The organism is Ensifer sp. LC11 (genome assembly GCF_001695835.1).
Classification (GTDB): Bacteria; Pseudomonadota; Alphaproteobacteria; order Rhizobiales; family Rhizobiaceae; genus Ensifer.
This window is the reverse complement of sequence record NZ_MBSO01000023.1, coordinates 200,655-216,379: the sequence shown is the minus strand read 5'-3', so window position 1 is coordinate 216,379 and position 15,725 is coordinate 200,655. Positions and strand designations below refer to the sequence as shown.

Sequence of the window (15,725 nt, the reverse complement as noted above, 5' to 3'; positions counted from 1 at the left end):
ATGCGCGCCATCCTGCGTTGGTTCATCCGTATCGCGCTCGGCATCGCCTTCATCTTGATCACCGTCCTTGCCGTTTTCTCCGGCCTTGCCGGCTGGCGCGAGAGCGTGCCTGCCGGACGCGACGGGCGGGAAGGCAGCTATGTCCAGGTCGAAGGACGCGACATGCACTACATGAGCTGGGGTCTGGAAGGCGGACCGGTGGTCATCCTCGTGCATGGCACCGTCTCCTGGGCGAAGACCTGGCAGCCCGTCGCTGAAAGGCTGGCGGAGCGGGGGTATCGCGTTCTTGCTCCCGATTTTCCGCCATTCGGCTATTCCGAGCGGCCGGGCGACGGAGACTATTCGAGGGCGGCGCTGGCTCGCCGCATCATCGGTTTTGCCGACGCCGTCGGGGTCGAGCGCTTCCTGCTTGCCGGCCACTCCTTCGCGGGTGGCGGCACGTTGGAGGCGGCGTTTTCAAACCCAGACCGCATCGCCGGGCTGGTGCTTCTCGATGCGGCGCTACGGCTTTCAACGCCCAGCCCGGAACCACCGCTTGGCGCCTGGATGCGCATGCCGGTTCTCGGCGATGCGATCACGGCTTCAACCTTCACCAACCCGTTGACCATCGGATACGGGCTGCGCAGTTTCGTCCATGATCCCGCAATCGTATCGCCTGACCTCGTCGTGGTTTATCGTGAGCCGCTTGCGGTTGCCGGCGCAACTCAGTCCACACGCCTGTGGTACCTGAGCGGTCTCTTCGGCGATGAGCGCGGGTCGCCTTCGGCCGATCGCGAACAATACAGGCGTTTCACAAGACCGGTGCTCCTGATCTGGGGGCGGCAGGACACGGTCACGCCGCTTGCGCAGGGAGAAGAGCTGGCCGGGTTGGTGCCGTCGGCAGAATTGGTGGTGCTGGAGGATGTCAATCACATTCCTCAACTTGAAAAGCCTGGAGAGGTCGCAGACTTGATTGCCGATTTTGCAGGGCGCGTGTTTTAGGTCACGTCATCGTTCACCGAAACGACGACGTGACTTCACCATTTGAAATAACACAATTCACGGCGAAGAACCACGTCCCGTTCTTCCGGGGTCTTCTCCCGCAGCTCTCAACGGTGGCCGCTTGATGGGGTGTCCCTGCCGGGGTGCGCCGGCGATGCGCTGCGCGCATAGCGCATAGCTGGCTTGCACAAATTCCGCCTACGAATTGGGCACGACCGCTGTATACTCCAATCCATCGAAGCAATGCACCTCCTCCCGCAGAGCTTCGATGGGTGAACGATCTCCTCCTCCCATGATCGTTCACGAGATCAGCGCCACTCCTCCTCCCAGGCTGCTGATCGATCTTTTGAAGAGCCTGCCGCACTCCTCCCGCGGCGGGCTCTTTTGTTTTTCGTCGCCGTTGACGTGACGGCCACCGCGAAGGCGGCGTTTATTTCCGATCTCAAACTCTCCGGAACAAAGCGCCGGGTCATCGGGTTAAGCGTTGAGGAGGCCTCAATGTCCATACGGCACTCAAAATCCAGCGTGCGTTTGCGCCCGAAGCCACTACGATGGGCTTTTCATCACGGGGCCGGGCGTCTCAACCACGTGCGAGGCGACGACAGGCGGTTCGAGACCGAGGAACAGCGGACGCATATCGTGGATGCAGGTGACGGCGGGCTGGTTGCGCCGGATCTCTCGAGCACCTCTGACTTTGTTCGCGACCGCCAGCCGCCTCCACATGACTATAGTCAGCTGGCGGGAAGGCTCGCCGCGCTGATCCCCGCATACGAAATGCGCGATGAGGATGGCGCCGGCGGTCCGATCTGGGCAGCCCTCCTCGGCAGCAATACCAGCGAAGCCATGCGGCGGTTGGCACAGATCATCTTCGTTCTTGTCATCGCATTCGCGGTTGTCTTCTGGCTGCTCGCGTAGCCGTGCGAAAACGACCCAACGACCAGACATGACCCAAACCAGCAAGGCTCGCGGTTGACGGCGAGCGGCCGAACGCTAGATATCCGGCGACATCCCCGTCACCGTGCCCGCATCACAGGGCCAATATCAGCGAGCTCATCATGCACTACCGAGCCTTCGGCCGCACCGGTCTTCGCATTTCCGAAATCGGCTATGGTGCCTGGGGCATTGGCAAGAGCCATTGGCAGGGCGCGAGCGACGACGAATCCGCCCGCGCGCTCCGCCGGGCGGTCGATCTCGGCCTGAACTTCATCGATACGGCGCTTGGCTATGGGCAAGGCCATAGCGAAAGACTGATCGGCAGCCTGTTGCGGGAGCGATCCGAGACGATCCATGTCGCCACCAAAATCCCGCCGAAGAACCTGCAGTGGCCGGCCCATGCCGGCACGCCGGCTGAGCAGACCTTTCCGGCCGACCACGTGATCGCCTGCACCGAGACGAGCCTGCGCAATCTCGGCGTCGAGACGATCGACGTGCAGCAGTTCCATGTCTGGTCGGATGAATGGATCGGCCGCGGCGACTGGCTGGAGGCGGTCGAGCGGCTGAAGCGTGACGGCAAGATCCGCTTCTTTGGCGTATCGATCAATGATTACGAGCCGGATAACGCGCTGAGGCTGATCGAGAGCGGCGTCGTCGACAGCGTGCAGGTGATCTACAACGTCTTCGAGCAGGCGCCGGAGGAAAAGCTGCTGCCGGCCTGCCTCGAACACAATGTCGGTGTCATCGTGCGCGTGGCGCTCGACGAGGGCGGCCTCACCGGCCAGATCCGCGCCGACACCGTTTTTCCCGAAGGCGATTTCCGGGAGACCTATTTCCGCGGCGAGCGCAAGCGCGAGGTCGAGGACCGGACACGGAAGATCATCGAGGACCTGGAGATCGCGCCCGATGCACTGGCCGAGACGGCCCTGCGCTTCGTTCTCAGCCATCCCGCGGTATCGACGGTCATTCCCGGCATGCGTTCGGTGCGCAACGTCGAGCGCAACTGTGCGATCGGGGATGGCCTCGGATTGCCGGATGCGCAGCGGGCGAAGCTGCGCGCCCACCGCTGGCGTCGCAACTTCTATCGCGATTGAACGGCCCGCTCTCGCCGCCACCTTTTGCTGCGTCCGGTCATCGGGACCTGTTCCCGCCAGGGGCTGCTCGCACGGTACGTCGAAGGGCTGCGGCTCGTGGGAATGCCGGATTGATTGTCCTTTCGTGCGGCAGGCCTGCGAGGCCGGGACGTCTTCCCGATGGTCCGGAACGAGCCTTGTGTGTTACCCTTGCCCGCCTTTTGATGATTGAATGGTTTGGCGGAGACCAAGGGGGCGCGGCCGCGGTGTCCTGGTCGGATTTCGCCTGTTCGGAGGAAGCCCGATGTCAGAAACACTCGTCAATGTCCGCTACATGGTCGATGACGTGGAGGCGGCGATTGCCTGGTACACGACCCATCTCGGCTTCACACCTATTTCCAACTTTGCCCCCGCTTTCGCCGATGTGCGGCGCGGAGCACTGCGGCTGCTGCTCAGCGGACCAGCAAGCTCGGCCGGACGGCCGATGCCGGATGGCGAGAAGCCGGTGCCCGGCGGCTGGAACCGGATTCACCTGATCGTCGACGACTTGCCGCGCGAGGTCGAGCGGTTGCGCGCCGCAGGCGTCCGGTTTCGCAACGAGATCGTCAAGGGGCCCGGAGGGGCACAGATCCTGCTGATCGACCCTTCCGGAAATGTCGTCGAACTGTTCCAGCCGGCGCAAGGATGAGCTCGCGCGCCGGCCGCGTTTACGGGCGGATATCGCCGCAACACCGGCAGAAGCCGGACGGATATTCAGCTCGCGCTGGTGTCGACCACTTCGAAATCGTGTGTAATCGTCGCGGTCTTGGCGAGCATCGCCGAGGCCGAGCAGTATTTTTCGATCGAGAGCGAGATGGCGCGTTCGACCTTGCTGGTCGACAGGCCACGTCCTTTGACGATGAAGTGCATGTGGATGCGGGTGAAAACCCGCGGCTCGGTTTCCGCGCGATCCGCATCGAGCTCGACGACGCAGTCCTCGACCGGCTCGCGGCCCTTTTCGAGAATGTGAACGACGTCATAGGCCGAGCAGCCGCCGGTGCCGATCAGCACCAACTCCATCGGGCTCGGCCCTGGCGTGCGCCCTTCCTCACCGAAGGCGGTTCCCAATACGACTTTGTGGCCGCTCCCGGATTCTCCGACAAAGGTCCGGTCTTCCACCCATTTGACGCGTGCTTTCATGTCTCTCGTCCTGTTGCTGCAGTAGCGTGATCGACGACCGCGGGTGGCCGTTGATCCCTTTCTGAGATAACGAGTCCCGGCAATTTCGCAAATAGCCTGCCGACGTTAAAATCGAGGACGCGCGAAGCTCATCGTGCGAGCCGCAAGCGGGCGAGAGGTGGCAAGATGAACGATACCGATGGAAATACCCGTGACCGTTCCGGCGCGGTGGTCCGGCCACCATTCGCCTGGCTTGCTGCGGTCGGCGGCGGCCTGTTGCTCGACGGTGCCTATCCGCTGCCTTTGCTGTCAGGGTTCGTGACGGGTCGGCTGATCGGCGTCGTCATCTTTCTCATGGCTCTGGCCTTGCTCGTATGGGCGGCGGCGACCTTCCGCCGTGCCGGGACCGAGATCCAGACCACCCGGCCGACATCGACGATCGTCGAGACCGGCCCGTATCGCTTCACCCGCAATCCGATATATACCGCCATGCTTCTCGGTCTTGTCGGCCTCTCCATCGCCTTTGACAGCCTGTGGCTGCTGATCCTGCTGGTGCCCTTCTACCTCGTCATCCGCTATGGCGTCGTTGCCCGCGAGGAGGCCTATCTCGAACGCAAGTTCGGTGATGGCTACCTCGCTTACAAGGCGCGCGTCAGGCGTTGGCTTTGATGGGGTGGACGAGCGACGAGACGCTCGACACGGCCCGGAGGGTTCGCGCAAGCCGTTCGACCTCACCGGGAAGCAGGCCGGCAATATTGATGCGGCCATTTGCCGTCCCGTAGACGCCGAACTCCTCGCGAAGACGGTTCATCTGGCTTAGGTCGAGCGGCAGCAGCGAGAACATGCCCTTCTGACGGCGCAGCGCCTGGAATTTTTCCGGCGCTCCGCAGCGTGCGAGCGCATCCGCGAGATCGCGGCGGATGCCGGCGACCCGCTCACGGCTCGCCTCGAGTTCCGCAAGCCAGGTCTGCGGATCCTCGAACAGCTGTGCCGCGATCGCGGCGCCGTGCTCCGGCGGCATGGAATAGTTGGCCCGCGTGATCCGCTCCAGCGTCGCACGGACATTGGCGAGTGGCCTGTTGTCGGCGGCAATCACCATCGCAGCACCCGTCCGTTCGCAATAGAGCCCCATGTTCTTCGAGCAGCTTGCCGCCACGAGAACGGTGTCGAGCTCCTTTGCGAAATGGCGCAGACCCCAGGCATCCTCCTCGATCCCGTCGCCGAAACCCTGGTAGGCCATGTCGATGAGCGGGATCAGCCCCCTGTCCTTGCACAGCGCGGCAAGCCGGCGCCATTCTTCGGCTGACGGGTCGGTGCCGGTCGGGTTGTGGCAGCAGCCATGGAGGATAATCACGTCACCAGGTCGTGCGTCCTGAAGGTCGGCGATGGCGGCTTCGATATCGAGACCGGTCTCGCTTTCCTGCCAGCGGAACGGCCGCACGGCAAGACCCGCGGCCAACATGATCGGGCGATGGTTCACATAGCCGGGATTGGTATTCCAGATCGTTGCTCGGGGTGAAACGAGAGCGATGAAATCGGCAAGGATCCGGAGCGCTCCGGTGCCGCCGACCGTCTGGATCGTGCATTGACGATCGAGCGCCTCGGCACCTTCGCCGAGGAGAAGCCGCGACATCCCCTCGTTGAACGCCGTGTTTCCGGACAGTGCTCTATAGGATTTGGAGGCAGCGGCGGAGGCGAGCTGCGCTTCGGCGTCCTGCACGGCGCGCATGACCGGAGTTTGCCCCGAGGCGTCGCGATAGACGCCGACGACGAGGTCGATCTTGTCGGCCCGGCGATCCTGCCGGAACGTGCTGAGGAGAGCCCATAGCGGGTCGGGTTCGGCGGTTGGCAGAGCGGCGAGCATACGAGTTTCCTTACGATCTTTGTTTCAGTGGCGGTTTGCCAGGATCACACCGGCGGTGATGACGAGGATACCGGTGGCAGTTGCGGGCGTGAGAGGCTCGCCAAGGATCGGAATGGCGAGAAGACTGGCGAGCGCCGGCGCAAGCGAGCCGATGGTCGCGCTTTTGGCGGTGCCGAGCCGCGAGATCGCGAAGGCGTAGCCGACCGTCGAGACAAGGCCGACGCCGAGGCCCTGAACCAGGATGAAAGGCAGCGCCTGATGCCAGGAGAACTGCCCGAGATGCGTGGTGACGGCGCCCGTCAGGATCAGCGGGACGAGGACGATGAGCGAGCCGATCGACAGAAGCAGGCCGTTGGTGATCGCATCGACACCGGTTCGGCGCAGGCCGATCGTATAGGCGCCCCAGATGAGGCTCGCGATCAATAACAAGCCGGCGCCGCGCAGGGTCTCGGCAGTCACTGCCTGCTGCTGCCCGGCGACAATGCCGACAACGCCGGCGACAATCAGCATAAGCGGCAGCCAGCGCTTCCGCGGTACGCGCTTTCGCTCCAATGCGAAGGCGAGCAGTGCCACCGAGAGCGGTGACGTTCCGGCAATCAACGCGCCGACATAGGCTGCCGACGTCGCCTTCGCGCCTTCCGAAGCGATGAAGAAGAATGGGACGCCGCCGAGCAGCACCAGTGCTGCGTCCCTTGGCCTGATCTTGCGAAGCGCGGAAAGCCGCTGGGGAACGGCCGGCAGAAGCGCGACGATCGGGATTGCAAAGCGGATGAGAGCGACATCGGCCGTGGCGAGCGGCGACGCGCCGATGAACCGCATGGTGAGCGCGAAGCCCGCCCAGACCAGAACGACGACGAAGAGCACGACGTAGCCGGCTGTTGCCGGTGCCAGCAAACCGTTTTTCGTTTGTTGAAAATCTGACGTCACATCGGTCATGGGGAAGCCTCACTGCAGATTGGCTCGCATGATATGCTTCTCGAAGTATCGGTTTCTTGCTATCTCGCCGGCAGTCGAGGCGAAGTTTGGCAGAATCTGCCAATGGGGGGTGTGAATGGACGACAAGGACAGGCAGATCATCTGGGCGCTGCAAAAGGACGGGCGCCTTTCCAATCAGGACCTGTCGGAGAAGGTCGCTCTGTCGCCGTCGCCCTGTCTCCGGCGGTTGCGCCTGCTCGAAGAGGCCAAGATCATCAAGGGCTATACCGCGATTGTCGACGAGGAGGCCTATGGTCTGCCGATCACCGCCTTCGTGCGCATTCGGCTCGAGCGCCATTCGGAGGCGTCGGTGGCCGCCTTCGAGCGCAAGGTGAGGACAATCGACAATATTCAGGATTGTTACGTCATGACCGGCGAAGCGGACTATCTGCTGCGCGTCCTCGTCACCAGCCTCAAGGACTACGAGCAGTTCGTGCGCAATCAGCTGCACAGTATCGAAGGCATCGCAGCGATCGATACGAGCTTCGCCTATGGCACGGTCAAGCGGGCGACGGTGTTTCCGCGTCTGTGACCGGCGAGCCGGTGGCGCTCCCGCTCAACCCTCCCACCGGCGGAAAAGAACGCTGGCATTGACGGCACCGAAGCCGAACCCGTTTGAGATGGCATAGTCGAATGACAGCGCCCTGGCCGCGCCTGAGACGATGTCGATGCCTTCAGCGGCGGGGTCGGGCACGTCGAGGTTGAGCGTCGGAGGCGCGATCTGGTCACGCAGCGCAAGCACGGCAAAGATCGCCTCAAGACCGTCGCCGGCGGCTGGCAACATAGAAGCCGTTCGGCTTACGCACCGGCGATCCGCGTTTCGCATGCGCCGACTCGCTCTGGAGGAGCACGTCTGTCTGAACACGAGGCGGCGGTAACCGAAGCACGCGAGGCAGCGGAAAGAAATCGCATCGCCCGAGTGCTTGAAGACGAGGCTCTCCGCAAGGCTGCGCGCGATCGACGCTACGCCAGCCGTAAGGCCCGAAGAGCCTAGCGTCCAATCCTCTGCGCCCGTTTGAATCTGTAGCCAAGCAGCCCTGCTGCGTCAGGTCGGCCAGGTGCTTTCGGTGACGACGTAAGGTAGTCCGGTGCGGATGCGGCTTCGCTCGGCCTTGTTGCAATCTATACCCGCCGGCATGGCATAGTTCCTGCAAAAAAACCGTGCCGCCGAAAGGAATATGATGCCAGAACATGCCGGCGAACTCCAGGCGATCAATACGGCCTGGCAGATCGCGATTCAGGAAATCCTGCGAATGGTCATTCGCGACCTGTATCACGCGGGCGGAGAGGAAGCCTTTCTAGCGAATATCAAGCGCGTCGAAGAGGCTGCGGTTGACAGCATATATTCTGACTTGCGACTGCTCGGGACGAGTGAGTGGACGGAAGTGCTCGTCAAGGACAAGGCGAGCAACTTCGTCACTACATTGCTGACATCCTTCGCGTTTGATCGAGGCTGAGAGAGTTTGTGTGCTTTGGTGTGGCGTTTCGTCCGCCGCCCGTGATTTTCAGCCGTCATGTCACCCCCGCGGTGCAGCAACAGCCTGAAAATTCAGCCGAATGATGCTCAGGGCATCACTCGCCACGCAAGAGCCGGCAGCCATCTTGAATTGACCTCAATTGCCGCGCATGCTTCCAAAGTCGACTTAGGCCAGCTTGGCTTCTCGCGGCGTGAGAGACCCGATCCGCCAATTTTCCCCTGTTCGATTGTCGTAATGTTGTGTCCTGAACGCGTGAATGCGTGGTTCTGACGCATCCACATTCGACTAAGCGAGTTGCGCGCCAGCGACGCCGGCAGTGCCTGTGTCGGAAGGAGATGACATGTTCAACCGAACGAAACACCGCATGATCCACTTCGACCGGCCTTTTACATTGCCGGGCGTCGATGAGACGATTGCCGCTGGTGACTACGAAATCGATGACGACGAGGAGTTGATCGAGGGGCTTTCTTGGGCCGCCTATCGCCGCGTCGCCACCTTCATCAAGCTGCCCGCGACGGTCGAGAACCGCTACCGCATGCGGTTGATACAGATCGCACCCGACGAACTGGCACGTCTGGTCGCGCGTTGGGGCGCCAATATTTCGCACTCGCCCAAACAATGAGAGCTGGCCATGTCACAACATCGCTACCCCGTGGGACTGTCCGTTCGGCTTAGTGACCGCAGCCATCTGTCGCCGCGCGCGGCAGATTCGTATCGCATCACGGCAAGAATGCCCGTGCGAGACAACACCCCTCAATATCGAATTCGCAACGACGAGCTCGGACAGGACCGCGTTAGCAGTGAGGATAACCTTGAACCGATCGACTGGGGCATGACCCGTAGCCAGTGAGGAGATTACCATGACCTATGTCGAAAAGCTGGAGCAGTTGTTCCGAGGTATGCGTGAGCCCGTCACCGTAGTTTTCCGTAGGCCGACGATTAGCAAGCCGGAAGCCAGCCCCAGCGGTGAAGAAGAGCGCAACGATGGTTCTGGCGCATTGAGGCGTAACCGGGAAATGCTGGAGCGGCATCGGCTGCTGTAGTGCGACCTTAGAGGATAGAACCGGGAAACGCCCTCTCGAAAGCATGCACGTATCATCGAACGGTGGCAGCGAAATGGCGCCGCACCCAATGTCACTGGTGCCCTTTATCAATACGCCGGCGTGTGGAATGCGAGGCTCCTGGAGGATCTCCAGTACTCATCGGAATGCTGCGCATATCGACTCCTGGACAGTGACGGGCCTCGACCAACACATTCAGCATCCGACGCGCTTCAGGTCCTCAATGCGTCGAATCAGAATTACAGCAGGGAGGAGACGTAAATGTCCGCATTCAGCGAAAATCGGCCTGTAGCGATGAGCGTCGCAGAGATCGACATGCTGCGGCGTGTATTCGAGGCGATTTGCGCCGAGTACCAGGTGCCGCGAGAAGGAACCCGTGCTGAACACCTCGCTCGATTTCTGATGTGCAAATTTCGTGTGTCGGTTTCAACTGAAAGATCTCTTCTGGCCGCCGCCCGTAAAACCTATCCGAAGCAGGGAACGCGCCGTCCGCGCGCAAAGGGAGGGTAACGTGAGGTTTCGTCTTCCCAACCAACTCTCTGCCCATGACTACCGCCGCTCGCTCGGCTGGACCACAGTTGCACTCGCGATCGGTTTCATAGCCTGCTTCATTCTGCTTAGCGGTATCTGAGCGCGACACGAGATTGACCATGGCCCTTTCCTTTCCCAACCGCAGCCGAAGTTTCAACGAGGCTCGGAAAGCTGTCCGGTTCCTAGCTCATGACGGCATGTTCGAGATTCCGTTCTTCGTCGGATCCGACGCGCTATTGAAATCCGCCTCTCCGCAGTCGACCGAAGCTGAGTGTCTTGTGGCTTTCGACGCGGCGCGGCGCCTGATCGAAGATGTAGCACAGTCCGTTTACGCCAGTGGGCACAGGTCGGTGTACATTCTCACAAGAAACGACTTTCAGTGACGGGTGGCGACAACGTTTGCGCGCGCCTATCTGTCGGAAGCTGCTTCACTCGATCCGCGATATTCGACCGCGCGGCACCAAAGTCTCGCACACCGCCGTCGTCGCCAAACCAATCGCTGGTCGCGTGTAGCCCTGCTCGTTGCGAGAGGCGAGTCGAGCGAGGCAGTCTGGTCGCCGCCTGTTTCCAATGCCCCCAAAATGTTACTGGACCGGCCCTGCCGCTCGCGGGGCATTGAGAACGCGCAGCGCCCGCGCAGCATTCTTGGGGCTGAGCCCCTCCATCGTCCAGCAACCGATCTTTGCAACCTCTCCCGTAAAGACGTGGTAGATCGTATAGGTGCCGTCTCCCTCGAAACGGCGGCCATATTGATAGAGCCGTCCGGATCTGTGGGGCGCACCGCCTTCAGACTCCCATGTACTGATCGCGAGCGCGTGCTCTTCGTTTTGGCTTTTCATCTTGTGATCCTCCTTGGAGCGGCGTGTCGCCACCATTCAGCCGGTTCCAAATCATTTTCCCCGCTGACGAGCCATTGGCCTCATCGCGGGATATTGAGGCCAACTGTCCTTCCGCGGGCGGCGATGCGGTAGGTTTCCGCCGCGCCGGGAGAAATATTTCCTCGAACTCTGTGGCGCACCGACAGGCCGATAAGCCGGCTCGATGAGCGGTGAGGTTGGCGGGGCTAGAGCCTCTGAAAAGGCCGAACTGACCTCAGAACGCGTTTCAATCTATATGCGCTGAATGAGGCTTTACTACGCTTTCCAAAAACAAATTTACGGCCACATGAAAAAGATGTAGCGCGGTGCTGACCTGGATAAATTGATGCATAATACTTCTCCGAATAAAAATGATGTGTACCGAAAGTTATTCGCGACTTTTAAATTTGGTATATTTTTTAACAAAGGTTGTGGGATGTCTGTTTACATTGTCTAAGTTAGAGCGCAGGGTTATGAATCTGGATTGATATTTGCTCCTGCTCCGAGAGCGGTCCCGCAACGATCCCGATAATCAACCTGATTAGAGGGAATGAAATCATGACACTCGATCAAATTCTTGAACGGACAAAGCCATACGCGATTGGTTTGGTTGTCGGACTTTTCGCCGCGCCGATCATCGGCTTCAATGCGGGATGGATCACCACCACGACTGCCAGCACTCTGGCGGCAGAAACGGCCAGAGTGGACGCGCTTGCCGACATTTGTTCAGGCGCGGCAGGGCGAATGGCTACGACCAACAGCACGGATCTCGCAACGCTTAAGGGCTACGACAATCGTGCGAAGCGTGACGAACTCGTAGCGACGATTATGGCCGATATCCAAGTTCCCGCGGACGTCCTCGGCAAGGTCAGCACGAGTTGCAGTCGCTCACTATCCTGAAGCGCAGCAGACACCGCGCATAGTTAGGGCCAACCAGCACGAAAAAATTGGAGACCGCTATGAAAAACCTCATCCCCGCCCGCTTTTATACCTACGACTTCACGCGCCTGTTCGTATCGCTAGCTTTTACGCTCGCGATTGCCGTGATTGTCTATTCCGTCCTGTTCGGAAGCATCCTGTAGTCGTCTGATCAAGCTTGCATCCGCGCTACGACGTGGGAAAACATCCTGGACGGACGTTCGGCATGCGTTGTTGAATGAAGCTGATAAGTTATCCTGACATTAGCTCTTTCAGGCGCGTAAAATGGACCTGCCATTGCGAAGAGTGGTCGGGACTTTATCCATGACACAGGCTCAGGCTTTCGCCTTCGCCATTCTGATCGGCCTGATGGTCGCTTTCATATGGGGACGGCTTCGCTACGACCTTATAGCAGTCCTCGCGCTGCTTGCCGCGGTTTTCACCGGCATCGTGCCGCACAACGCAGCATTCTCCGGCTTCGGCGACGATATTGTCATCATTGTAGCCAGCGCGCTGGTCGTCAGCGCGGCGATCGAGCGCAGTGGTGTTATAGAGGCATTCCTCTATCGGGCAGCGCCCAGCGTAACCTCTGTGCGCGGTCAGGTTGCTTTGCTCGTGACGACCGTCTCGATTCTCTCCGTCTTCATCAAGAACATCGGCGCGCTGGCGATGATGATCCCGGTCGCATTCCAGATGGCGCGTCGGTCAAAAGCCTCCCCGTCGTCTTTTCTCATGCCGATGGCATTCGGTTCGCTGCTTGGCGGGCTCACGACCCTTGTTGGCACATCGCCGAACATCGTCGTCTCCCGGATGCGCGAGGAGCTGACTGGCCGCCCTTTCAACATGTTCGATTTCACCCCCGTCGGTATAGGACTTGCCGCAGCGGGCGTAGTCTTTCTGACGTTTGGCTACCGTCTGCTTCCCAAGGGGCGCAAGGCGGTCACGACAATGGAGAAGGCGCTGGACATCAACGACTACATGACAGAGGCCCGCGTTACTGCGACGTCGTCCGTCATTGGCAAGTCGATCCGTCACCTGTCGATCTTGTTGGACGAAGAGGTTCTGGTCACTGGCCTCATTCGCAATCGGGTCGAACCGCTGACGCCGCTGCCGGACGTCGTCCTCCGTCAAGGTGATATCGTTCTGTTGGAAGGAGACCCGCAGGCGCTCGAGCGAGGCATCAGTCGTGCGCGTCTGGAGTTGGAGGGGCACGACCGCCCGACGGAAGCAAAGGGAGTCGAAGAGGAGATTGCCGGTATTGAGGCGGTGATCGGCCCGAAATCAGTCTTGATCGGGCAAACTGCCAAGCGTTTGGCGCTGCATGATCGCTTCAATATCAATCTGCTCGCAGTAAGCCGAAGCAGCCAGCGCTTCACCGAGCGCTTGCGCGACATCGCATTAAGACCAGGCGACGTTCTCGTTTTGAAGGGCGATCTCGTGCTTCTCCCCACAAAACTGGTGGAACTCGGTCTTCTCCCGTTGGCCGAGCGTGAAATTCGCTTGGGGACCCCCCGAAAGGGCCTGATTCCGGTGCTGATCCTGACGGGTGCTATGGTGCTAACCGCATTCGGCCTGTTGCCCGTTGCAACGGCTTTCTTTACTGCTGCGGTCCTGACGGTGCTGCTCGGGCCACTTTCGCTCCGGGAAGCGTACGAAGCCATCGATTGGCCGATCCTGATCATGCTCGGCGCTCTCATTCCGGTCAGCGAGTCGATCCGTACAAGCGGTGGCGCTGACCTTATCGCCGGTGGCCTTGCTCAATTTGCGGCCACCTTGCCCTCTTATGGTGCGCTTGCCATGATCATGGTGCTCGCAATGGCCGCAACGCCGTTTCTGAACAATGCAGCCACCGTTCTCGTCGTTGCGCCGATCGCGGTCACCCTTGCTCAGCGCCTTGGCTACAATCCGGATGCGTTTCTGATGGCGGTCGCGGCGGGAGCGGCCTGCGACTTTCTCACGCCTGTCGGACACCAGTGCAACACTTTGGTGCTGGGTCCCGGCGGTTATCGCTTCGGCGACTATTGGAAGTTGGGTCTGCCGCTCTCGCTCATCGTGGTCTTAATGGGCGTGCCTCTGATCCTGTGGTTTTGGCCGGCAGTTTAGCGCGGTGTCGTCATATTGCAGGGCGATAGAGGGAGTTTCCCTTCCAAGGATCGAGGGCGCGAGCCTATCGTGCGGCCTGTCGCATGACGGCGCACGCGCTCTGCCGCAGAACCTGAGACCCAAGTGTCGGAGACAATTGAGTTTCTAGCACTGGCAGCGGTTGGTCGGTGGTGATCGTCGCGTGCGTCGGGCGGCCGGTGTCGCGGACAGAGACAGTTGTTCATGGGCGCTGAGCAAGTCTGAGAGGTCGACGATTGGGCGGCGGCTTGTGGTCGCAACTGGTCGCCCCGTTTTGCGCACGAGGGCATTTGCAAGCTGCCGGATCAACGCGCTGTGGCCACCCGCGGGTGGAAGCATGGGGCGCGGCTGATCAACGATCTCACAATAGTCCCAAACGGGACTGCCCAATTCCGAGCAATGTGCCGGCCATGCGGAAGGCTGGGCGCATTATCTGGAGCGGCTGGGGCAAGTTGCCTCCGGGCGCGATCCCGGGCCTGATCCATGGCTCGGACGCGACGGCAGCAGGTGACCGCCTCCACCGGCCATCCGGATCGGCAGCAGGGCGTCCGGCTCCATGTCGCCTCTTCTCGATCCTGAAACGATCCTGACGACAGGACCTTCCGCTTGAACTACTTCTGCGCCTGCTCGGCGGGCATCGGCGTGACCGGGGCGCCGGGGAAGATCTTCTGCAGGTTTCCTGATATCACCTGATCGCCTTCCGAAACGCCTGATGTCACGCCGATGAGGTTGCCGCTCGTCGGGCCGGGCGTGACCAGCCGCTGTTCGACGACGTCACCCTTGCCGACGACATAGACATATTTGCCGAGCTGGCTCGATCCAAGCGCGGTTTCCGGAACCATCAGCACACCAGGCTCCTCGCGCACCTTCAGGCGAACGCGGACATACTGCCCGGGAAGCAACGAGAGGTCGGTATTGTCGATCGTCGCGCGTGCCACGACCGTGCCGGTGTTGCCCTCGATGGTGTTGTTGATGAACGTCAGGGCGCCGCGGTAGCGCGGCTCGGCATCACCGGGCAGCAACACCTCCGCTTCCACGTTCCCCTTTGCCCGCGCCTTCTGGATCGACGTCATTTCGGCCTCGCTCGGGTTGAACGAGACGTAGATCGGCGAAAGCTGCACGAGATTGTTGAGAGGGGTACCGGCGGTGCTGCTGACGAGTGTCCCTTCCGACGCCTGGTTGCGGCCGAGACGACCGGCAAAGGGGGCGCGGATCTCGGTGTAGTCGAAGTTGATCTCGGCGGTACGCACCGCCGCCTTCGACATCGCAAGCGCCGCTTCCGCCTGATGCACGGCGCTCTGGCGCTGGTCGAAGCTGTCCTTGTCCAGATAGCCGGTCGTCGCAAGCTCGTTGCCGCGCGTGAGGTTGGATCGAAGATAGGCAAGCGATGCCTCGTCGCGCTCGACCTGGGCCTTTGCCTGATCGAGTTCAGCGCGATAGTCGCGCGCGTCGATCCGGTAGAGGAGATCGCCCTCCTTGACGTCCGCACCGTCGGGGACCGATTGCGATTCGACATAACCCGATATCTTGGCGCGAAGCGTCACGTTGCGGATTGCCTCGGTGCGCGCCGAATAGTCGAGATAAATCGGGATCGTTTTCTTGACGACCGCGGCGACGGGAACGGGCATGGCCTGCTGCGCCGGTGCAACGGCCGCGCCGGCATCGCCGCCTTTCAGCTCAAACCCGCCATTCTTGTAATGATAGGCAGCAACAAGGGCGGCGGTTGCGACCGCTGCGGCGAGAACCAGTTTCGAACCACGCATATCAGGCTCCAA

Annotated in this window: 20 protein-coding genes and 3 pseudogenes; 17 read left to right on the top strand and 6 right to left on the bottom strand. The window is 61.0% G+C overall.

Features of this window, described 5'->3' with window-relative positions:
* The 4 genes from BBX50_RS17280 (at nucleotide 1) to BBX50_RS17265 (ending at nucleotide 3,675) form a co-directional block, all read left to right on the top strand.
* Entirely contained in the window at nucleotides 1-981 is a 981-nt protein-coding gene (locus BBX50_RS17280; RefSeq protein ID WP_065776554.1) for an alpha/beta hydrolase, read from the top strand.
* A gap of 384 nt (nucleotides 982-1,365) precedes the next feature.
* A complete protein-coding gene (locus BBX50_RS29955; protein WP_065783795.1) occupies nucleotides 1,366-1,896 on the top strand; it encodes a hypothetical protein in 531 nt (176 codons plus the stop codon).
* Between the two features lie 140 nt (nucleotides 1,897-2,036).
* Nucleotides 2,037-3,008 (top strand): aldo/keto reductase, encoded by a 972-nt coding sequence (locus BBX50_RS17270; protein WP_065776552.1) that lies wholly within the window; start codon nucleotides 2,037-2,039, stop codon nucleotides 3,006-3,008.
* Between the two features lie 283 nt (nucleotides 3,009-3,291).
* Entirely contained in the window at nucleotides 3,292-3,675 is a 384-nt protein-coding gene (locus BBX50_RS17265) for a VOC family protein (RefSeq protein WP_065776551.1), read from the top strand.
* 65 nt (nucleotides 3,676-3,740) lie between these two features.
* Here BBX50_RS17265 and BBX50_RS17260 read toward each other — a convergent pair whose 3' ends face one another.
* The gene (locus BBX50_RS17260) at nucleotides 3,741-4,166 is read right to left on the bottom strand and encodes an OsmC family protein (protein WP_065776550.1); all 426 of its coding nucleotides are present in this window, start codon (nucleotides 4,164-4,166) and stop codon (nucleotides 3,741-3,743) included.
* A gap of 165 nt (nucleotides 4,167-4,331) precedes the next feature.
* On the opposite strand from BBX50_RS17260, the gene BBX50_RS17255 reads away from it, so the two are divergent.
* Entirely contained in the window at nucleotides 4,332-4,814 is a 483-nt protein-coding gene (locus BBX50_RS17255; protein WP_065776549.1) for an isoprenylcysteine carboxylmethyltransferase family protein, read from the top strand.
* Here the strand turns inward: BBX50_RS17255 and BBX50_RS17250 are convergent.
* Both BBX50_RS17250 and BBX50_RS17245 read right to left on the bottom strand, forming a co-directional pair.
* The gene (locus tag BBX50_RS17250; protein WP_065776548.1) at nucleotides 4,798-6,009 is read right to left on the bottom strand and encodes an aromatic amino acid transaminase; all 1,212 of its coding nucleotides are present in this window, start codon (nucleotides 6,007-6,009) and stop codon (nucleotides 4,798-4,800) included. The two genes, BBX50_RS17255 and BBX50_RS17250, sit on opposite strands and share 17 nt — an antisense overlap.
* Nucleotides 6,010-6,033: 24 nt before the next feature.
* Nucleotides 6,034-6,945: a DMT family transporter gene (locus BBX50_RS17245; RefSeq protein ID WP_065776547.1), complete on the bottom strand. Its 912-nt coding sequence runs from the start codon at nucleotides 6,943-6,945 to the stop codon at nucleotides 6,034-6,036.
* 115 nt (nucleotides 6,946-7,060) lie between these two features.
* On the opposite strand from BBX50_RS17245, the gene BBX50_RS17240 reads away from it, so the two are divergent.
* Nucleotides 7,061-7,516, top strand: a complete 456-nt coding sequence (locus tag BBX50_RS17240) for an Lrp/AsnC family transcriptional regulator (RefSeq protein WP_065776546.1) — start codon at nucleotides 7,061-7,063, stop codon at nucleotides 7,514-7,516.
* A 24-nt stretch (nucleotides 7,517-7,540) separates the two neighbouring features.
* On the opposite strand, the pseudogene BBX50_RS17235 reads toward BBX50_RS17240, so the two are convergent.
* A pseudogene (locus BBX50_RS17235) lies at nucleotides 7,541-7,768 on the bottom strand (hypothetical protein); the annotation flags it as partial.
* Here BBX50_RS17235 and BBX50_RS30820 point away from each other — a divergent pair.
* From BBX50_RS30820 to BBX50_RS17215, 7 genes and pseudogenes are all read left to right on the top strand, one after another.
* A pseudogene (locus tag BBX50_RS30820) lies at nucleotides 7,748-7,861 on the top strand (segregation and condensation protein B); the annotation flags it as partial. The pseudogenes BBX50_RS17235 and BBX50_RS30820 sit on opposite strands and share 21 nt — an antisense overlap.
* A gap of 304 nt (nucleotides 7,862-8,165) precedes the next feature.
* Entirely contained in the window at nucleotides 8,166-8,441 is a 276-nt protein-coding gene (locus tag BBX50_RS17230) for a hypothetical protein (protein WP_139108341.1), read from the top strand.
* Nucleotides 8,442-8,802: 361 nt separating this feature from the next.
* Nucleotides 8,803-9,084, top strand: coding sequence for a hypothetical protein (locus BBX50_RS17225; protein WP_065776543.1), 282 nt, complete (start codon nucleotides 8,803-8,805; stop codon nucleotides 9,082-9,084).
* Nucleotides 9,085-9,093: 9 nt separating this feature from the next.
* A complete protein-coding gene (locus BBX50_RS30815) occupies nucleotides 9,094-9,312 on the top strand; it encodes a hypothetical protein (protein WP_083213715.1) in 219 nt (72 codons plus the stop codon).
* A gap of 10 nt (nucleotides 9,313-9,322) precedes the next feature.
* Entirely contained in the window at nucleotides 9,323-9,505 is a 183-nt protein-coding gene (locus BBX50_RS17220) for a hypothetical protein (RefSeq protein ID WP_065776542.1), read from the top strand.
* A 279-nt stretch (nucleotides 9,506-9,784) separates the two neighbouring features.
* The gene (locus tag BBX50_RS29950) at nucleotides 9,785-10,033 is read left to right on the top strand and encodes a hypothetical protein (RefSeq protein ID WP_139108335.1); all 249 of its coding nucleotides are present in this window, start codon (nucleotides 9,785-9,787) and stop codon (nucleotides 10,031-10,033) included.
* A 140-nt stretch (nucleotides 10,034-10,173) separates the two neighbouring features.
* On the top strand, nucleotides 10,174-10,437 hold the full coding sequence (locus tag BBX50_RS17215) for a DUF1488 domain-containing protein (protein ID WP_065776541.1): 264 nt from the start codon (nucleotides 10,174-10,176) through the stop codon (nucleotides 10,435-10,437).
* A 201-nt stretch (nucleotides 10,438-10,638) separates the two neighbouring features.
* Here BBX50_RS17215 and BBX50_RS17210 read toward each other — a convergent pair whose 3' ends face one another.
* Nucleotides 10,639-10,893: a hypothetical protein gene (locus BBX50_RS17210; RefSeq protein ID WP_065776721.1), complete on the bottom strand. Its 255-nt coding sequence runs from the start codon at nucleotides 10,891-10,893 to the stop codon at nucleotides 10,639-10,641.
* 576 nt (nucleotides 10,894-11,469) lie between these two features.
* Between BBX50_RS17210 and BBX50_RS17205 the strand changes: the two genes are divergently transcribed.
* The 4 genes and pseudogenes from BBX50_RS17205 to BBX50_RS30810 form a co-directional block, all read left to right on the top strand.
* Nucleotides 11,470-11,811 carry a hypothetical protein gene (locus BBX50_RS17205; RefSeq protein WP_065776540.1) on the top strand — a complete coding sequence of 114 codons (342 nt, stop codon included), beginning with the start codon at nucleotides 11,470-11,472 and terminating at the stop codon, nucleotides 11,809-11,811.
* Between the two features lie 59 nt (nucleotides 11,812-11,870).
* Nucleotides 11,871-11,993 carry a hypothetical protein gene (locus BBX50_RS30955; protein ID WP_106407803.1) on the top strand — a complete coding sequence of 41 codons (123 nt, stop codon included), beginning with the start codon at nucleotides 11,871-11,873 and terminating at the stop codon, nucleotides 11,991-11,993.
* A 160-nt stretch (nucleotides 11,994-12,153) separates the two neighbouring features.
* On the top strand, nucleotides 12,154-13,932 hold the full coding sequence (locus BBX50_RS17200; RefSeq protein WP_065776539.1) for an SLC13 family permease: 1,779 nt from the start codon (nucleotides 12,154-12,156) through the stop codon (nucleotides 13,930-13,932).
* Nucleotides 13,933-14,305: 373 nt separating this feature from the next.
* Nucleotides 14,306-14,461 (top strand): annotated as a pseudogene (locus BBX50_RS30810) (transcriptional regulator); the annotation flags it as partial.
* A gap of 100 nt (nucleotides 14,462-14,561) precedes the next feature.
* Here the strand turns inward: BBX50_RS30810 and BBX50_RS17195 are convergent.
* Nucleotides 14,562-15,713, bottom strand: coding sequence for an efflux RND transporter periplasmic adaptor subunit (locus BBX50_RS17195; protein ID WP_065776538.1), 1,152 nt, complete (start codon nucleotides 15,711-15,713; stop codon nucleotides 14,562-14,564).
* Between the last annotated feature and the right edge of the window lie 12 nt (nucleotides 15,714-15,725).